At 62.5% G+C, this 17,133-nt stretch carries 13 protein-coding genes; 7 read left to right on the top strand and 6 right to left on the bottom strand.

Annotated elements, in window-relative coordinates:
• Window positions 1–31: 31 nt before the first annotated feature.
• Both EPN80_RS01510 and polA read right to left on the bottom strand, forming a co-directional pair.
• A complete protein-coding gene (locus tag EPN80_RS01510; protein ID WP_293022816.1) occupies window positions 32–1,378 on the bottom strand; it encodes an NAD(P)/FAD-dependent oxidoreductase in 1,347 nt (448 codons plus the stop codon).
• A 128-nt stretch (window positions 1,379–1,506) separates the two neighbouring features.
• Window positions 1,507–4,263, bottom strand: a complete 2,757-nt coding sequence (gene polA, locus EPN80_RS01505; RefSeq protein ID WP_293022756.1) for a DNA polymerase I — start codon at window positions 4,261–4,263, stop codon at window positions 1,507–1,509.
• Here polA and EPN80_RS01500 point away from each other — a divergent pair, their 5' ends adjacent.
• The 4 genes from EPN80_RS01500 to EPN80_RS01485 all read left to right on the top strand — a co-directional run bounded on the left by EPN80_RS01500 (window position 4,264) and on the right by EPN80_RS01485 (window position 7,428).
• Window positions 4,264–4,998, top strand: coding sequence for a TIGR00730 family Rossman fold protein (locus EPN80_RS01500; protein ID WP_293022752.1), 735 nt, complete (start codon window positions 4,264–4,266; stop codon window positions 4,996–4,998). It begins immediately after the preceding gene.
• A gap of 156 nt (window positions 4,999–5,154) precedes the next feature.
• Window positions 5,155–5,505, top strand: a complete 351-nt coding sequence (locus EPN80_RS01495) for a hypothetical protein (RefSeq protein WP_293022749.1) — start codon at window positions 5,155–5,157, stop codon at window positions 5,503–5,505.
• Window positions 5,506–5,610: 105 nt separating this feature from the next.
• Window positions 5,611–6,594, top strand: coding sequence for a homoserine kinase (locus EPN80_RS01490; RefSeq protein WP_293022747.1), 984 nt, complete (start codon window positions 5,611–5,613; stop codon window positions 6,592–6,594).
• Between the two features lie 15 nt (window positions 6,595–6,609).
• Window positions 6,610–7,428 carry a BPSS1780 family membrane protein gene (locus EPN80_RS01485; RefSeq protein ID WP_293022745.1) on the top strand — a complete coding sequence of 273 codons (819 nt, stop codon included), beginning with the start codon at window positions 6,610–6,612 and terminating at the stop codon, window positions 7,426–7,428.
• Window positions 7,429–7,467: 39 nt separating this feature from the next.
• Here EPN80_RS01485 and EPN80_RS01480 read toward each other — a convergent pair whose 3' ends face one another.
• On the bottom strand, window positions 7,468–9,789 hold the full coding sequence (locus tag EPN80_RS01480; protein ID WP_293022742.1) for a UvrD-helicase domain-containing protein: 2,322 nt from the start codon (window positions 9,787–9,789) through the stop codon (window positions 7,468–7,470).
• 117 nt (window positions 9,790–9,906) lie between these two features.
• Here EPN80_RS01480 and EPN80_RS01475 point away from each other — a divergent pair, with 117 nt between their 5' ends.
• Together EPN80_RS01475 and galU are read left to right on the top strand one after the other, a co-directional pair.
• Window positions 9,907–12,762, top strand: a complete 2,856-nt coding sequence (locus EPN80_RS01475; protein ID WP_293022739.1) for a valine--tRNA ligase — start codon at window positions 9,907–9,909, stop codon at window positions 12,760–12,762.
• Between the two features lie 111 nt (window positions 12,763–12,873).
• On the top strand, window positions 12,874–13,749 hold the full coding sequence (gene galU, locus EPN80_RS01470; RefSeq protein ID WP_293022736.1) for a UTP--glucose-1-phosphate uridylyltransferase GalU: 876 nt from the start codon (window positions 12,874–12,876) through the stop codon (window positions 13,747–13,749).
• A gap of 67 nt (window positions 13,750–13,816) precedes the next feature.
• On the opposite strand, the gene EPN80_RS01465 is transcribed toward galU, so the two are convergent.
• Window positions 13,817–14,044, bottom strand: a complete 228-nt coding sequence (locus tag EPN80_RS01465) for a sulfurtransferase TusA family protein (RefSeq protein ID WP_047214450.1) — start codon at window positions 14,042–14,044, stop codon at window positions 13,817–13,819.
• 71 nt (window positions 14,045–14,115) lie between these two features.
• A complete protein-coding gene (locus tag EPN80_RS01460; protein WP_293022813.1) occupies window positions 14,116–14,655 on the bottom strand; it encodes an NUDIX domain-containing protein in 540 nt (179 codons plus the stop codon).
• 81 nt (window positions 14,656–14,736) lie between these two features.
• Here EPN80_RS01460 and EPN80_RS01455 point away from each other — a divergent pair, with 81 nt between their 5' ends.
• The gene (locus tag EPN80_RS01455; RefSeq protein WP_293022729.1) at window positions 14,737–16,053 is read left to right on the top strand and encodes a chloride channel protein; all 1,317 of its coding nucleotides are present in this window, start codon (window positions 14,737–14,739) and stop codon (window positions 16,051–16,053) included.
• Between the two features lie 22 nt (window positions 16,054–16,075).
• Here EPN80_RS01455 and EPN80_RS01450 read toward each other — a convergent pair whose 3' ends face one another.
• Entirely contained in the window at window positions 16,076–17,131 is a 1,056-nt protein-coding gene (locus EPN80_RS01450; protein WP_293022726.1) for a low specificity L-threonine aldolase, read from the bottom strand.
• Window positions 17,132–17,133 lie beyond the last annotated feature (2 nt).

The following is a 17,133-nucleotide window of genomic DNA, read 5'->3' as shown; positions in this document are numbered from 1 at the left end:
ATTTCGCCGGCCCGCCCAGCCGTTGCCGCGGTCAATGCAGCTTGACGCGCGGCAGCGTCGTGCGCCGCAGGCGGTGCGCGATCGTATCGAGCACCATGCGCGACCATCCGTGCAATGCCATTACGTGCATCCGATACAGTGACGTGTACATCAACCGGGCCATCAGCCCTTCGATAAACATGCTCCCGCCAATCAGGCCGCCCATCAAATTGCCGACCGCGCTGAAGCGGCCCAGGGAGACCAACGAGCCGAAATCGCGGTAATGGAACGCCGGCAATGGCTGGCCCGCCAGGCGACGTTGCAGCGCCCCGAACAGGAAACTGGCTTGCTGGTGGGCTGCCTGAGCGCGCGGCGGCACCACGCTGCCGCGCTCGGGCCAGGCGCAGCTCGCGCAATCGCCGAAAGCGAAAATGTCGGGGTCCGTCGCACTTTGCAGCGTTGCGCCCACCTGGATCTGATTTTGGCGATTAACCGACAAGCCACCAAGTTCGGCCAGAATCTGCGGGGCCTTGATGCCGGCCGCCCAGACCGTCAGGTCGGCCGGGATGACGCGCCCGCTGGCGGTGACCACCTGATCGGTTCGAACCTGGCTAACCGGATCGCCGGCCGAGATCTCTACATTGAGCTTGCCCAGCAACCCGGCCGTGACCGTGGCCACGCGCTCCGACAGGGCCGGCAGAATGCGTGGCCCTGCCTCGATCAAGGTAATCCGGATATCGTTGTGCGGATCCAGTCGGTGCAACCCATAGCTGCTCAGGACCTGCGCGGTATTGCGCAATTCGGCGGAGAGTTCGACCCCGGTCGCGCCGGCGCCGACGATGGCAATGTGCACCTGCCGAGGCGCCGGCTCGGGCTGGCCAGCGCTCGCAGCCGCTGGATCAGACTCGACGCAATGCTGCGCGCGCATGCAGGCCGCGATCAGCCTGCGGCGAAATCTCTCCGCCTGCTCGGCGGTGTCAAGTGCAATGGCGTGCTCCTGCGCGCCCGGCACGCCGAAAAAGTGCGTGGTACTGCCGATTGCCAACACCAGCGTGTCGTATCCGATCGCGCGTTGCGGCAGCAAATCGCCAATGCCGTCGTCCTTGCCGGCCGGAAGGGCGGCCAACGTGATGGTTTTCGCCAAGCGGTCGAGCCCGATCAGTTCCCCCTGCTGAAACTCGAAGCCATGCCAACGCGCCTGCGCGGCGTACTCCAGCTGATGGGCGAATGGGTCCATGCTGCCGGCCGCCACCTCGTGCAGCAACGGCTTCCAGATATGGGTCGGATACCGGTCGACCAGAATAATGCGCGCCTTGCCCGAGCGTCCGAGCTTGTTGCCCAGGCGAGTCACCAACTCCAGGCCCCCGGCGCCGCCACCCACGACAACGATACGATGCAGGCTCACATAGCCTCCCCAGCTATAGTATGTGCATAAATGTTGTATGCTGCGCGCAAATTACCGCAAGTCGGACGCAGCGACATACCGGCGGGCGCATAACCCTTATCGGGTTCATCGACCCAACCGCTTCAATGAGCCTCTTCCCAGTTGCGGCCCACGCCGACTTCGGCGACCAGCGGGACCTTGAGTTTCGCCACGGAGCACATGAGCTCCGGTAATTTTTTGCGCACCACGGCCAATTCCGTATCGGGGACTTCCAACACCAGTTCGTCGTGAACCTGCATGATCATCAGCGTCGCCAGTCGGTCGCGTTCGAGCCAGTCCTGCACGGCAATCATCGATAGCTTGATCAGGTCCGCCGCGGTGCCCTGCATCGGCGCGTTGATCGCCGCGCGCTCCGCCGCCTGCCGGCGCGGGCCGTTACCGCCGTTGATCTCCGGCAACCACAGGCGGCGTCCAAAGACGGTTTCCACATAGCCATGCTCTTTGGCGCTCTTGCGGGTCTGCTCCATATAGTTGGCAACACCGGGGTAGCGCATGAAATAGCGATCGATGTAATGCTTGGCGGCGTCGCGCTCGATACCCAGGCTGGCCGCCAGGCCAAACGCGCTCATGCCGTAGATCAGGCCGAAATTGACGACCTTGGCATGGCGGCGCTGCTCGCTCGATACATCCTGCGGGCTCACGCCAAAAATTTCCGCCGCAGTGGCCCGGTGAATATCCTCGCCGTCGGTGAACGCACGTGTCAGACGCTCGTCGCCCGAAATATGCGCCATGATGCGCAACTCGATTTGCGAGTAATCCGCCGACACGATGCTGCGCCCGGGCGGCGCGATAAAGGCCTCGCGAATTCTGCGGCCCTCGCCGGTGCGTACCGGAATGTTCTGCAGGTTCGGGTCGTTCGACGCCAGGCGGCCGGTCACCGCCACGGCCTGCGCATAATTGGTGTGGACGCGGCCGGTTGCCGGATTCACCATCTTGGGCAATTTGTCCGTGTACGTCGACTTCAGCTTGGACAGGCCGCGATAATCGAGCAGCACTTTGGGCAACGGATAATCTTCCGCCAGCTTTTGCAGCACTTCTTCGTCGGTCGATGGCGCACCGCTGGCGGTTTTTTTCACTACCGGCAACTTGAGTTGCTGGAAGAAAATCTCGCCGATCTGCTTGGGTGAGTTCAAGTTGAACGGTTGTCCGGCGAGCTTGTGCGCTTCGGCTTCGAGCTCGATCATCCGGTTACCAAGTTCATGGCTTTGCTTGACGAGCAGCGCGCTGTCGATCAGCACGCCGTTGCGCTCGATGACGCCCAGCACACGCGCCACCGGCAGCTCGATCTTCTCGTAGACATAGTGCAGGCCCGGCGCACGCTCGATATCTGGATAGAGCACGTAATGCAGGCGCAGCGTGATATCGGCGTCCTCGGCCGCGTATTCGGTCGCGCGCTCGATGGGCACCTCGTCGAAGCCGATTTGCCCCGCGCCCTTGCCACACACGTCTTCGTATTTGATCGTCTTGACGCCCAGGTGCCGCTCGGCCAGGCTGTCCATATCGTGCGAGCGATGCGACTCCAGCACGTAGGATTCGAGCAGCGTGTCGTGCGCCACGCCACGCAGCGTAATGCCCTGATTGGCCAGAACATGCGTGTCGTACTTCAAATGCTGTCCTACCTTTTTGTGCGCGTCGCTCTCCAGCCAGGGCTTTAGCCGGGCCAACACCTGGTCTCGCGGCAACTGCGCTTCCCCCCCGGGCGCACGGTGTGCGAGCGGTACGTAAGCAGCGTGCCCCGGCGCCACGGATACCGACAGTCCGACGATTTTCGCCTGCAAGGCATCCAGTGACGTCGTCTCGGTATCGAACGCGGTCAGCTCTGCGGTTTCGATTTTTTTCAGCCAGGCATCGAAAGTCGGCCAATCGACCACCGCCTCGTAATCGCGCGGCAGTTCCCCCCGCCCCTCGCTCGGACTCGCGCCGACGACATCCGCGTCACCGTCGCCGGCATCGCCGTCACCCGCCTCGACTTCGCGCAACCAGGTTTTGAAGCCGTGGCGCTTGAAAAATGATCGCAACTGGTCACGTTGCTCGGGCTGCGCCGGCAGCGAGGCTTCAATGGATTCCACATGCGGGTTCAGATCGCAGTCCGTCACCACGGTGACCAGCTTGCGCCCCGTCGGCAGCCACGACAGTGCCTCCCGAAGATTGTTGCCGACCGCCCCCTTGATCTCCTCCGCATGAGCGATCAGGTTATCCAGCGTGCCATATTGGGCGAGCCACTTGGCGGCTGTCTTAGGTCCGACTTTCGACACACCGGGCACGTTGTCCACGGTATCGCCCATCAGCGTCAGATAATCGACGATGAGCTCTGGCGGCACGCCGAATTTGGCGGTCACGGCAGCCGGGTCGAGCGTTTCGTTGCTCATTGTGTTGACCAGCGTGACCTGATCGTCGACCAGTTGGGCCAAGTCCTTGTCGCCGGTGGAAATCACCACGCGCATGCCAGCGGCGGCGGCCCGCCGAGCCAACGTGCCGATCACGTCGTCGGCCTCTACGCCATCGATCATCAACAGCGGCCACCCGAGGGCGCGCACGGCCTCGTGGATTGGTTCGATCTGGCGGGCCAGATCCTCGGGCATCGATGGGCGGTTGGCCTTGTACTGCGGATACCAGTCATCCCGGAAAGTCTTGCCCTTGGCGTCGAACACACAAGCGCTATACTCTGCATGAACGTCCTTGCGTAAGCGCCGCAGCATATTCACGATGCCGTAGACGGCGCCGGTCGGCTCCCCGGTCGGGCCTCGCAAATCGGGAAGGGCGTGGTAGGCTCGGTAGAGATAACTCGAACCATCGACCAATAAAAGAGTCTTACCCTTCAAGTAGTTTTGTTCCGACATATGACCAAGAGAAGAAAAGTAATCCCGAGTCTGCGCATGCTCGCAGACCATGAGCGGGCCACAGCAAAGAAGGCTCGCGCATCGTGGCAGATGTTCACGATTATGGCAGAGTTCATCGAGGCGGCCGAATACCTATCCGAGATTCGGCCAGCGGTGAGCATCTATGGCAGCGCCCGCATCAAAGCGAAGTCGCCCTACTACAAATTGACCATGTCGATCGCCCGCAAATTCTCCGATGCGGGCTTCGCCGTGATCTCCGGCGGTGGCCCTGGCATCATGGAAGCGGCGAACAAGGGCGCGCACGGCGGCGCCTCGCCCACGGTTGGACTGAATATCGAATTGCCGCACGAGCAAAAAGGCAACCAATACCAGGACATTTCCCTGCGTTTTCGTCACTTTTTCACACGCAAGGTCACCTTCGTCAAGAATTCGGACGCCTTCATCATCATGCCCGGCGGCTTTGGCACGCTCGACGAACTCTCGGAAGTGATGACGCTGATCCAAACGCAAAAATCGCGGCACGTACCGATCATCCTGGTGGGCAGCGAATTCTGGCAAGGCCTGCTCGACTGGTGTCGCAGCACGATGCTGCCGATGGGCCTGATCGGGCCGCACGATCTGGATCTCGTTACGGTACTCGACGATCCCGACGCCATTCTTCGGGCGGTTTTCGATTTTTACGACGACCACACGGAAGCCGAGCCGCAAGCCAGCGACAAAATGTTCTACCTATAAACGGCTCCCCACCCGCCCCGCGCCTTGCGCAATGCTCCCGAAGGCGCGGAGAACCGGCGTCAATGCCCCTGCCCGAACCGGCGCCGACGTAGCGCCACGGCAGGTTTCGCCGCGCTGCATTTGCTAGAATACTCAGCATAAACCCGGAGAAAAAACATGAAACCGCTCTTTGTGTCGATCGGCCTCGGCGCGCTGGCCCTCGCCGCGCTGCCTGCCCTTGCTCAACCTCACATCACAGAGGCTCAACGGGTGCAGCAAGCCACCGCGGCGGCGTCCAGCCATGCCACCGTCGACTTGAATCAGGATCGCAAGCCGAGCTTTTATACCCGGGACAAGGACGGCACGAGCGTCACCGAATACCGCGATCGCGGCAAACTGCCGGAAATCGACGTTCACTCCGGCTTCGGCACCAACTATCATATGGCCCAACCGCTGGACAGCTCGCCCAAGATCCGCGACAACAACTCACAGGATCAGCGTCTGCCATCCGTCGGATTGAAATTCTGACCGCGCTCCTTCCGCTGGCCTGGTCCAGCAGGCCGCGACCCACCCGGGGCAGCATGGCGCGTCGCGCCGGCCTCGGAATGCTTGTTTGACCTCGACATTGCTTGCATGGCCGTCTTTACTTCCGTCACTCGCGACCAACTCAACAACTGGCTGCAAAACTATGCGCTGGGGCAGGTTCTGGATTTTCGCGGCATCTCCTCCGGGATCGAAAACACCAACTACTTTCTCACCACCGAACGGGGCGAGTTTGTTCTCACGCTGTTCGAGAACCTGACGGCTGAGCAATTACCTTTTTATCTCAACCTGATGCAGCACCTCGCCGGTCATGGCATTCCTGTGCCCGACCCTGTGCCCGATGAGCGCGGCAAACTGCTCGGCGAACTGTGCGGCAAGCCGGCAGCCATCGTCACCAAATTGGCCGGCCGCTCGCACCTGCAGCCAACAGAGCTGCACTGCGCGCAGGTTGGCGACATGCTGGCGCGTTTGCACCTGGCCGGCCAGGACTACGCATACTTTCAGCCGAATTTGCGCAGCTTGCCGTGGTGGCGCCAGGCGGTGCCGGCGGTGTTGCCGTTCCTGAGCGAGCAGGAAAGCGTGCTGCTGCGTACGGAAATGGACTACCAGGAGCAGGTCTTTGCCTCGGCTGACTACCTCGGCTTACCGCAAGGCCCGTGCCATTGCGATCTGTTCCGCGACAACGTGCTGTTCGTCGACGGCGATCCGAAAAACGGAACGACCGATCGCCTGGGCGGATTTTTCGATTTCTACTTCGCCGGCTGCGACAAGTGGCTGTTCGATATTGCCGTCACCGTCAACGATTGGTGCAGCGAACCGGCATCCGGCCAGATCGATGCCACGCGCTGCCTGGCGCTGCTCGAGGCTTATCACGCGGTGCGCCCCCTGGGCCCGGCCGAAGCCACGTGCTGGCGGGCGATGCTGCGCGCCGGAGCGCTGCGCTTCTGGCTCTCACGCCTGTATGATTACCACCTGCCGCGTGCTGCGGAAATGCTAAAACCCCACGATCCGGGCCACTTTGAGCGAATTCTGCGCCAGCGCATTGGCGCACCGGCCGTGCCTTGGCCGCAATAACCCTTTCCTCGATCTATGCAACTGCTAGAAGTCTCGCCCAAAACCGGTTACGTGTGGCTGCGCCAAGGCCTTTGGCTCTTTCGCAAAAGCCCTCTCACGTTCCTGACGCTGCTGTTCGCCTACTTGTTCGCCATGATGGCCATTTCGCTGCTCCCGTTCGTGGGGGCGGTGCTGCCGTTGCTGTTCATTCCCGGCCTGTCGGTGGGTTTCATGGCAGCTTGCCGCGACGTCATCAAGAACAAGCCCGCTTACCCGACTATCCTGCTTGCCGGATTTCGCTCACACGGCCGTTCGGTAGCGCGGCGGCTGATTGCGCTGGGCGTCTGCTACATCGTGGCGGTGGCCCTCGTATTCGCGGTCTCGGCAATCATGGACGGCGGCGAACTTTTCAAGTTCATGCTCTTCGGCGGCCGTCTCGACGATAGCGCCTTCGAGACCACCAATCTGTCGGGAGCGATGCTGATCGCGGCCATCGCTTATATTCCCGTCGCCATGGTGTTCTGGTTCGCCCCCGTGCTGGTCGCCTGGCACGATCTGCCGCCGGTCAAGGCGCTGTTCTTCAGTTGGGTCGCATGCTGGCGCAATCGGGGGGCGTTCATTACCTATGCCTTGTTGACCGGCACGATCGCCACACTCGTGCCGCTGGCCATGGTGTTGCTGTTCACCGCGCTGGGCATCGGAAAATTCGCCAGCATCATCCTGATGCCGTTCTCGATCCTGCTCACGGCCGTGCTGTATTGCTCGTTTTACGCGACCTATCGGGGATGTTTCGGCGTCCAGGAAATCGGCGCGATCGACGAGAAGAACGTCACCCCGCCTACCATCGGCTTATAAGCCACGCTGGCGCTCGAGCCATCCCGGCCCGCGCCCGGATCATTCAATCGCCTGCAGCTTGGCCACCGAGAGGGCCAACCATTTCGTGCCGTGGCGCCCGAACTTGACCTGGGCTCGCGCATCGGCGCCGCTGCCCTCCAGCCCGACGATAATGCCTTCGCCGAACTTGGTGTGGAATACGCCTTGCCCCACCCGAAAGCCGGCCTCGGCCGCGCGCGAGCGCTGCGCCAGTGCCACGTCGCCCGGAGTCGCGGCCCACGCCTCGGGCTGCGCCGGTGCTTGCGGCCTGGCAAACCAGTTGCGGCCCCAGGCAGTGTCGTTGCCGGTCCAGCGCGAGCCTGCGGCGACCCGCGGCGTCAGCCACTTCAATACGCCCTCCGGCAACTCCTCGAAAAAGCGCGAGCGCACGTTGTAGCGAGTCTGGCCGTGCAGCATGCGGCTTTGCGTAAACGACAGATAGAGTCGTTCCTTCGCACGGGTGATGGCCACATACATCAGGCGGCGCTCCTCTTCGAGCCCGTCCTGCTCCATCGCACTGTTTTCGTGCGGAAAAAGCCCTTCCTCCAGGCCGGTAACAAACACGGCGGCGAACTCGAGCCCCTTGGCCGAATGCACCGTCATCAACTGAACTGCGTCCTGGCCGGCTTCGGCCTGATTGTCGCCCGCCTCGAGCGACGCATGCGAGAGAAAGCCCGCCAACGGCGTCATTTCAATCGGCGTATCGGCATCGACCACAGTGCCGCCCCCCTCGCCATCCGCTCCGGGCAGTGCCTGCGCCGCGCTGCGTACGGCGAGCACGCGCGCCGGCGCGTCCAGGCCGTAGCCCTCCTCACTGACGAAGGCCGCCGCCGCGTGCACCAGTTCCTGCAGGTTTTCCAGCCGATCCTGCCCCTCCCGCTCGGTCTGGTAGTGGGTATTGAGCCCGCTGCCATCAATAACGTATTCGACGGTCTCGGGCAACGTCAATTGCCGGGTCTCAGCACGCATTTGCTCGATCAACTTTACAAAGGCACCCAGGTTGCTGCCGGCCTTGCCCGTCATGTAGGGTACCGCCTCGAACATCGCGCAGTTATACAGGCGAGCGGCATCCGCGAGCTGCTCCAGAGAGCGGGCGCCGATTCCGCGCGCCGGGAAATTGACCACGCGGGCGAACGCCGTGTCGTCCCGCGGATTTTCCATCAGTCGCAAGTAGGCCAACGCGTGCTTGACCTCCTGCCGCTCGAAAAAGCGCAACCCGCCATACACCCGATAAGGAATGCCGGCGCCGACCAGCGCATGCTCGAGCACGCGCGACTGGGCGTTGCTCCGATATAGCACGGCCACATCCTGGCGCGCCGCGCCCTGATTGATCAGCGCCTTGATCTCCTCGACCAGCCAGTTGGCTTCCTGGAGGTCGGTCGCGGCTTCAAAGACGCGCACCGGCTCGCCGTGACCGGCGTCGGTACGCAAATTCTTGCCGAGGCGATGTGCGTTGTGGGCGATCAGCGCATTGGCCGCATCGAGAATATTGCCGTGCGAGCGATAGTTCTGTTCGAGCTTGATCAAATGCCGCACGTGAAATTCGCGCTCGAAATCGGCCATATTGCCGACGTTCGCGCCACGAAACGCATAGATGCTCTGATCGTCGTCGCCGACCGCGAAAATCGCATTGTGCTGCCCGGCCAGCAGCTTCAGCCATGCGTACTGCAGGCGATTGGTGTCCTGGAATTCATCGACCAGGATGTGCCTGAAACGCGCCTGGTAATGCGCGCGCAGCGGCTCGTTATGCTGCAGCAACTCGTAGCAGCGCAGCAGCAATTCGGCGAAGTCGACCACCCCCTCACGCAGGCACTGCGCTTCGTAAGCGGCATAGAGCTCGACGAACTTGCGGTTGAACGCGTCGTTGGCCTCCACCTGCCCGGAGCGCAAACCCTGTTCTTTCGCGTTGTTGATGAAATACTGCAGGTTCTTGGGTGGATATTTCTCGTCGTCGACATTCAACGCCTTGAGCAGGCGCTTGATGGCCGACAACTGGTCCTGGGAATCGAGAATTTGAAACGTCTGGGGCAGCCCGGCGTCGTGATAATGCGCCCGCAGCAAGCGGTTGCACAGACCGTGAAAAGTGCCGATCCACATGCCGCGGGTATTGATCGGCAGCAGCGCGGACAGGCGCGCCTGCATTTCCTTGGCCGCCTTGTTGGTAAACGTCACTGCCAGCACGCCGGCCGGACTCACGCGCCCGTTCTGCAGCAGCCAGGCGATGCGGGTGGTCAGGACACGGGTCTTGCCGCTGCCCGCCCCCGCCAGGATCAGGGCTGGCTCGTCGGGCAACGTCACGGCGGCCAGTTGTTCGGGGTTCAGGTTGGCAAGCAGATCGGGCATGAGGGTCGGCAGGGGAAAAGGACGGAGTAAAACACATCAGGCACGATTATAAAGCGCTGCCGCACTGGCTATCTCTTATAATTATTTGTTTACCGCACAAATCCCCGACTTCTACCCATGAGCGACACCACGCTAGCCAAAAGCTTCGAACCACACGACATCGAGGCCCATTGGGGCCCCATCTGGGAACAGCGCGGGTATGCCCACCCGACGCTCGACGCGGGCAAGGAAGATTTCAGCATCCAGCTGCCACCGCCAAACGTCACCGGCACCCTGCATATGGGCCACGCCTTCAACCAGACCATCATGGACGGCCTGGCCCGCTATTACCGGATGAAAGGCGCCAATACCCTGTGGGTACCCGGCACCGATCATGCCGGGATCGCCACCCAGATCGTGGTGGAGCGCCAACTGGACGCACAGGGCGTGTCGCGCCACGACTTGGGGCGCGAAAAGTTCGTCGAGCGCGTCTGGGCCTGGAAAGAACAGTCGGGCTCGTCGATCACGCGCCAGATTCGACGCCTGGGCGCCTCGATCGACTGGAGCCGCGAATATTTCACGATGGACGACAAAATGTCCCGCGCGGTGCGGGAGGTGTTCGTCCGGCTGTACGAGCAGGGCCTGATCTACCGCGGCAAACGGCTGGTCAACTGGGATCCGAAACTGCTCACCGCCGTGTCCGACCTGGAAGTCGTCAGCGAGGAGGAAGAAGGCCATATGTGGCACATCCGCTACCCGCTGGCCAGCGGCGCGGGCCATCTCACGGTGGCGACGACCCGCCCCGAGACCATGCTCGGCGACTCCGCCGTCATGGTGCATCCGGACGACGAGCGTTACCGGCATCTGATCGGCCAGTCCGTGGTGTTGCCGCTGTGCGGACGCGAGATCCCGATCATCGCCGACGACTACGTCGACCGTGAATTCGGCACCGGCTGCGTGAAAGTTACCCCAGCCCACGATTTCAACGACTACGCGGTTGGCCAGCGCCACCATCTGCCGCTGATCAGCATCCTCACGCTGGACGCCAAAATCAACGAACATGCGCCGGAGAAATACCGCGGCATGGATCGCTACGAAGCGCGCAAGCAGATCGTCGCCGATCTCGACGCGGCCGGCCTGCTGGCTTCGGTCAACAAGCACAAACTCATGGTGCCGCGCGGCGACCGCACCGGCGCGGTGATCGAGCCGATGCTCACCGATCAATGGTTCGTCGCCATGAGCAAGCCCGCGCCGGCCGGGACCTTCACGCCCGGCAAGTCGATCGCCGAGACCGCGCTCGACGTGGTACGCGACGGCCAGATCAAATTCGTGCCGGAAAACTGGACCACCACCTATTACCAATGGCTGGAAAACATCCAGGACTGGTGTATCTCCCGCCAACTCTGGTGGGGCCACCAGATTCCCGCCTGGTATGGCGACGACGGGCAAATCTTTGTCGCCCGCAGCGAGGAGGAGGCCCGTGACCAGGCCAAAGCCAGTGGCTACAACGGCGCGCTCACGCGAGATGCCGATGTGCTCGATACCTGGTTCTCTTCAGCGCTGGTGCCGTTCTCTTCGCTAGGCTGGCCCGAGCAAACGCCGGAAATGCGGCATTTCCTGCCGTCGTCGGTGCTCGTCACCGGTTTCGACATCATCTTCTTCTGGGTCGCGCGCATGGTCATGATGACCACGCACTTCACCGGCCAGGTGCCGTTCCATACGGTCTACGTGCACGGCCTGGTGCGTGACGCCGAAGGCCAGAAGATGTCCAAATCCAAGGGCAACACGCTCGATCCTATCGACCTCGTCGACGGCATCGATCTAGACGCCCTGGTCGCCAAGCGCACCACCGGCCTGATGAATCCCAAGCAGGCCGCCACCATCGAGAAGAAAACCCGCAAGGAATTCCCCGCCGGCATCGGCGCGTTCGGCACCGATGCGCTGCGCTTCACGTTCGCCTCGATGGCCACGCTCGGCCGCAACATCAATTTCGACCTCGCGCGCTGCGAAGGCTACCGAAATTTCTGCAACAAGTTGTGGAATGCCACGCGCTTCGTGCTGATGAACTGCGAAGGCCACGATTGCGGGCTGGCGCCGTGCAACCACGACTGCGGCCCCGAGGGTCAACTCGACTTCTCGCGCGCCGACCGCTGGATCGTATCGCTGCTACAGCGAGTCGAAATGGACGTGGCCAAAGGGTTCGCCGACTATCGCTTCGACAACATCGCCAGCGCCATCTATAAATTCGTCTGGGACGAATACTGCGACTGGTATGTCGAACTGGCCAAATGGCAACTGCAGCACGGCACGCCCGCACAGCAACGTGCGACCCGCCGAACCCTGCTGCGCGTGCTGGAAACCACGCTGCGCCTGGCCCATCCGATCATCCCGTTCATTACTGAAGCGCTCTGGCAAAAGGTTGCTCCGCTGGCCGGACGCTACCCGTCCGAGGCGGCGCCGGGCGAGGCCAGCATCATGGTGCAGCCATTCCCGATCGCCGAGCCGGGCAAGATCGACGAAGCCGACGAGGCATGGATGCAGCAACTCAAGGCGGTCGTCGACGCATGCCGCAATCTGCGTGGCGAGATGAGTCTGTCGCCCGCTCAGCGCGTGCCGTTGCTGGCCGCCGGCGATACCGCGTTCCTGATTTCGATCGCGCCGTATCTGCAAACGCTGGCCAAACTCTCCGAAGTCCAGGTGCTGGCCGATGACAGCACGCTCGACGCCCAGGCGCCGGGCGCGCCGATCGCCATCGTCGGCAGCAACAGGCTGGCGCTCAAGGTGGAAATCGACGTCGGCGCCGAGCGTGCGCGCCTTGGCAAGGAAATCAAGCGTTTGAGCGATGAAGTCGCCAAGTGTCAGGGCAAGCTCGGCAACGAGAGCTTCGTCGCCAAGGCGCCCGAGGCGGTCATTTCGCTCGAGCGCCAGCGCCTGCAGGATTTCGAGGCGACGCTGCTCAAATTGCAGGCCCAGCTGGCGCGCCTGCCGGCTTGAATCGACGCGCGGGTCATTGCAAAATGAACGCGCCTCGCGCCGCCGCGGTGCCCGCGGCACTGCGGCATGGTTTAGACGCCGCACGAAATTTTTGCGGCTGACCAGGAGAATATGTCAATGCAAGTCACCAAAGCCGTCTTTCCGGTCGCCGGTCTGGGCACCCGCTTTCTGCCGGCCACCAAGGCGAGCCCGAAGGAAATGCTGCCGATCGTCGATAAACCCCTGATCCAGTATGCCGTCGAGGAAGCCGTGGCGGCCGGTATCACGGAAATGATCTTCGTCACCGGCCGCAACAAGCGCGCCATCGAGGATCATTTCGACAAAGCCTACGAACTCGAGGCCGAACTCGAGGCAAAGCACAAGCTGGCGCTGCTCAATGTCGTGCGCTCGATCAAGCCGGCCAATGTCGACTGCTTCTACGTGCGCCAACCCGAAGCGCTCGGTCTGGGCCATGCCGTCCTGTGCGCGCAGAAACTGGTCGGCGACGAGCCGTTCGCGGTCATTCTGGCCGACGACCTGCTCGACGGCGACCCGCCGGTGCTCAAGCAAATGGTCGATGTGTTCAATCACTTCCACAGCTCGGTGCTGGGAGTCGAGGAAATCCCGCGCGAACAGAGCCGCTCGTACGGCGTGATCGAAGGCAAGGAGTGGGAAGACCATCTCTACATGCTCTCGGGCATCGTCGAGAAGCCCGCTCCCGAGGACGCGCCGTCCAATCTGGGCGTGGTCGGCCGCTATGTGCTGCGTCCCGCGATCTTCAAGCACATCCGCAATCTGAAGCCGGGTGCGGGAGGCGAGATTCAATTGACCGACGCGATTCAGTCGCTGTTGCAGGAAGAGCAGGTGTTGGCATACCGCTATCACGGCACGCGTTACGATTGCGGCAGCAAGCTGGGCTATCTCAAGGCGACTGTCGAATTCGCGCTGCGCCACGAGGAAGTCAAGGATGAATTCACTGCGTATTTGAAGCAAGTGCAACTCAAATAACGCGGCGCGCCCCGCATGAAAAAGCCGGCACTCGATGGCGCCGGCTTTTTTTACGCGCTTGCCCGGGCTATCGCCGGCGCATCAGGAAGTAAAACGTCTTGTCTTCCTCGCGCGACTCCACCAGCTCATTGCCGGTCTGCTTGGCAAACGCGGCGAAATCGCGCGCGGAACCCGGGTCGGTTGCCATCACCCGCAGTATTTCTCCGCTCTGCATGTCGGCCAGCGCCTTCTTGGCGCGCAAAATCGGCAACGGGCAATTCAAGCCCCGTGCGTCGACTTCTCGTTGAAACTCCATGGTACGGTCCCATTCATGCGGCCGCGTGATGCGCGACCCGATCCACCAGATATTACTCCAGCCACGCCACACTACGCCTCGGCAGCCGGCAGGCGCGGCGAATCCACGTATTCGAACGGCAAGCCGCGGCGCCGCATCCACTCGGCCACCGCGTGTCCGGTACCCGCTCGCCATGGGCGCAGGCGGTGCGGCGCGATCAGGCGATAATCGGCCAACTCCTCGGATAGCGCGACCTGGCCCTCGCAACGCGCATGATAGGCAATGATCAGCTCATTCTTGCGCATGAATTCATACACGCCCAGCAGCGTCAACGCATTCACCTCGAGGTTGGTCTCTTCCCTGATTTCGCGCCGGATGCCGTCCTCCGGCGTCTCGTCGCGCTCTAGAAAGCCGGTGATCAGCGCGAACATGTCTTCCGGCCAAGCCGCGTTGCGCGCCAGCAGCACGCGGTCTTCGTACTCGATGAGCGCGGCGACCACCGGCAGTGGATTATCCCAGTGTACATAGCCACAGGTCTTGTCCGGACAGGCACGGCGCCGCCGGCCGGCGACCTCCTGATCGGCCAGGGCTGTGGCGCATTGCGGGCAGTATTTCAACAAACTCATGGTTATCGGGCTCGATACAAATGGCGGAACCGACGGGGCAGGCGTCGTACGCCGCTATAATGCACAAAATTTGGTTCTCTCGTCTTCATGTTGTTTCGCTCCCGCCAACTCTCCAGTCCAGCCCTACGCCACCTGCAGCGGCTATGGTTCAACTACGGCGTCTTTTGGCTTGGCGCCATCCTGGTCGGCCTGGTAGCCGTGTTTTACGCCAAGCTGATCGACTGGACCTTCGAAGGCTTCCAGGCGCTCGAGCACCGGGCCTTCTGGTTGCCCTTGATCGTCACGCCGCTGGGTTCGGCGCTGGCCATCTGGCTCACGCAAAAGTACTTTCGCGGCTCGGAGGGCAGTGGCATCCCGCAGGTCATCGCAACTCTCGAGGAAAGCAAGCTCGGCCCGACGCTGCTATCGCTTCGCATCATGTTCGGCAAGATCGCCATTTCGCTGCTGGGTATCCTGTGCGGCTTCACCATCGGCCGCGAGGGCCCGACCGTGCAGATCGGCGCATCGTTGATGTACGCGATGCGACGCACCTACCGACGCAGCAGCATCCAGATCGAGCGCCAATTGACGCTGGCCGGCGCCGCGGCTGGCCTGTCCGCCGCTTTCAACACGCCGCTGGCCGGGGTCGTGTTCGCGATCGAAGAGTTAAGCCGCTCGTTCGAGCAACGCGCCAGCGGCACGTTGATCACCGCAATCATCTTTTCCGGGATCGTGACGCTCGGCATTCAAGGCAATTATCTGTACTTCGGCCGCATCCAGGCGACCGGCGCCTTCAGCTCGACGGTAATCCTGGCCGTCGTCGTGGTCAGCATCGTCACCGGTCTGATGGGCGGCCTGTTCAGTTGGCTGCTGCTCAATATTCCGCGCTGGATTCCGTCGCCCCTGCTGACCCTGCGTCACAGCCGCCCGGTTCAATTCGCGCTGGTGTGCGGCGTGCTGATTGCCGTGCTGGGTATCGTCTCCGGCGGCGCCAGTTATGGCAGCGGCTATCCGGAAGCGCGCGCCCTGCTGGAGAGCCACCATCTTCTCTCGCCGTTCTACACGTTTCTGAAATTTGCCGCGCTGGTCGTGTCGTACATCAGCGGCATTCCGGGCGGAATCTTCTCGCCGTCGCTATCGATTGGCGCCGGCCTCGGGCAATTGATGTCTTACCTCTTCTCGAGCATGCCGATGCCGTTCCTGATTGCGCTGTGCATGGGCGGCTATCTGGCTGCCGTGACGCAATCTCCCATCACGGCGTTCGTGATCGTGGTGGAAATGATCGACGGCCACCAGATGGTGATTCCGCTCATGGCCTCGGCCCTGCTGGCCAGCCGGGTCTCACGCCTGTTCTCGCCGCCGCTGTATCACACCATCTCGCACCGTTTCCTGCAGCCCACGGTACCGGCCCCCGAGCGCGCCTGAGCCGCGCAAGCGCCTCTTGGGCTCACGCCGCGCAAAGCGCGGCAATGTCAGCGGCGATCTGCTCGACCGTCTCTGGCTGCGTGTCCCACGCGCACATCAGGCGACACCCGCCGGCACCGATAAACGTGTAGAAACGCCAGCGGCGTGCCCGCAGTTGCTCGATCACGTGCAGCGGCAATTCGGCAAACACCGCGTTGGCCTGCGGCTCGAACATGATCCGCACGCCGGGGATCACGCGCAAGCGCTCGTGCAGCAACCGGGCCATGGCATTCGCATGGCGCGCGTTGCGCAGCCACACGTCGTCGTCCAGCAGGCCCAGCCAGGGCGCCGAGATAAAGCGCATCTTCGATGCCAGTTGCCCCGCCTGCTTGACCCGGTAAGCGAAATCCTCGGCCAGCGCGCGATCGAAGAACACTACCGCCTCGCCTACCGGCAAGCCGTTCTTGGTGCCGCCGAAACACAGCACGTCGACCCCGGCACGCCACGTGATCTCCGATGGATGCACGCCCAGCGACGCGACCGCGTTGGCAAAGCGCGCGCCATCCATATGCACGCGCAGATCCCGGCGCTTGGCGATCGCGGCGATCGCCCGCACCTCCTCGACCGTATAGACGGTGCCGACTTCGGTCGATTGCGTGAGAGTCACCACCTTGGGCTTCGGATAGTGGATATCGGCGCGGCGCATGACCACCGACTCGATCGCATCGGGCGTCAATTTGCCGTTCTCGAGCCCGCCCTTGGCCACCAACAGCTTGGATCCGTTGGAAAAGAACTCGGGGCCGCCGCACTCGTCGGTCTCCACATGCGCCAGCTCGTGGCAGATCACGGAGTGGTACGACTGACACAGCGACGCCAGCGCCAGTGAATTGGCCGCCGTGCCGTTAAAAACGAAAAACACCTCGCAATCGGTCTGGAACAGATCGCGCAGGCGGTCGCAAACACGCTGCGTCCAGGAATCGTCCCCGTACGCCACCTCATGGCCACTGCCATTGGCTTCGACGATATATTTGAGCGCCTCCGGGCAAATCCCGGCATAGTTGTCGGAGGCGAAATGCTGACTTGGCGTGGAGCTCGACATGA

This window comes from Pandoraea sp., from assembly GCF_004297875.1.
Taxonomy (GTDB): domain Bacteria; phylum Pseudomonadota; class Gammaproteobacteria; order Burkholderiales; family Burkholderiaceae; genus Pandoraea.
This window is presented reverse-complemented; position numbering and strand designations above follow the sequence as displayed.

Excerpts from the sequence above, each read along its gene's own strand:
- polA (WP_293022756.1), bottom strand. The coding sequence starts at position 4,263 with ATGTCGGAACAAAACTACTTGAAGGGTAAGACTCTTTTATTGGTCGAT.
- EPN80_RS01500 (WP_293022752.1), top strand. The coding sequence starts at position 4,264 with ATGACCAAGAGAAGAAAAGTAATCCCGAGTCTGCGCATGCTCGCAGAC.
- EPN80_RS01495 (WP_293022749.1), top strand. The coding sequence starts at position 5,155 with ATGAAACCGCTCTTTGTGTCGATCGGCCTCGGCGCGCTGGCCCTCGCC.
- EPN80_RS01490 (WP_293022747.1), top strand. The coding sequence starts at position 5,611 with ATGGCCGTCTTTACTTCCGTCACTCGCGACCAACTCAACAACTGGCTG.
- EPN80_RS01485 (WP_293022745.1), top strand. The coding sequence starts at position 6,610 with ATGCAACTGCTAGAAGTCTCGCCCAAAACCGGTTACGTGTGGCTGCGC.
- EPN80_RS01480 (WP_293022742.1), bottom strand. The coding sequence starts at position 9,789 with ATGCCCGATCTGCTTGCCAACCTGAACCCCGAACAACTGGCCGCCGTG.
- EPN80_RS01475 (WP_293022739.1), top strand. The coding sequence starts at position 9,907 with ATGAGCGACACCACGCTAGCCAAAAGCTTCGAACCACACGACATCGAG.
- galU (WP_293022736.1), top strand. The coding sequence starts at position 12,874 with ATGTCAATGCAAGTCACCAAAGCCGTCTTTCCGGTCGCCGGTCTGGGC.
- EPN80_RS01465 (WP_047214450.1), bottom strand. The coding sequence starts at position 14,044 with ATGGAGTTTCAACGAGAAGTCGACGCACGGGGCTTGAATTGCCCGTTG.
- EPN80_RS01455 (WP_293022729.1), top strand. The coding sequence starts at position 14,737 with ATGTTGTTTCGCTCCCGCCAACTCTCCAGTCCAGCCCTACGCCACCTG.
- EPN80_RS01450 (WP_293022726.1), bottom strand. The coding sequence starts at position 17,131 with ATGTCGAGCTCCACGCCAAGTCAGCATTTCGCCTCCGACAACTATGCC.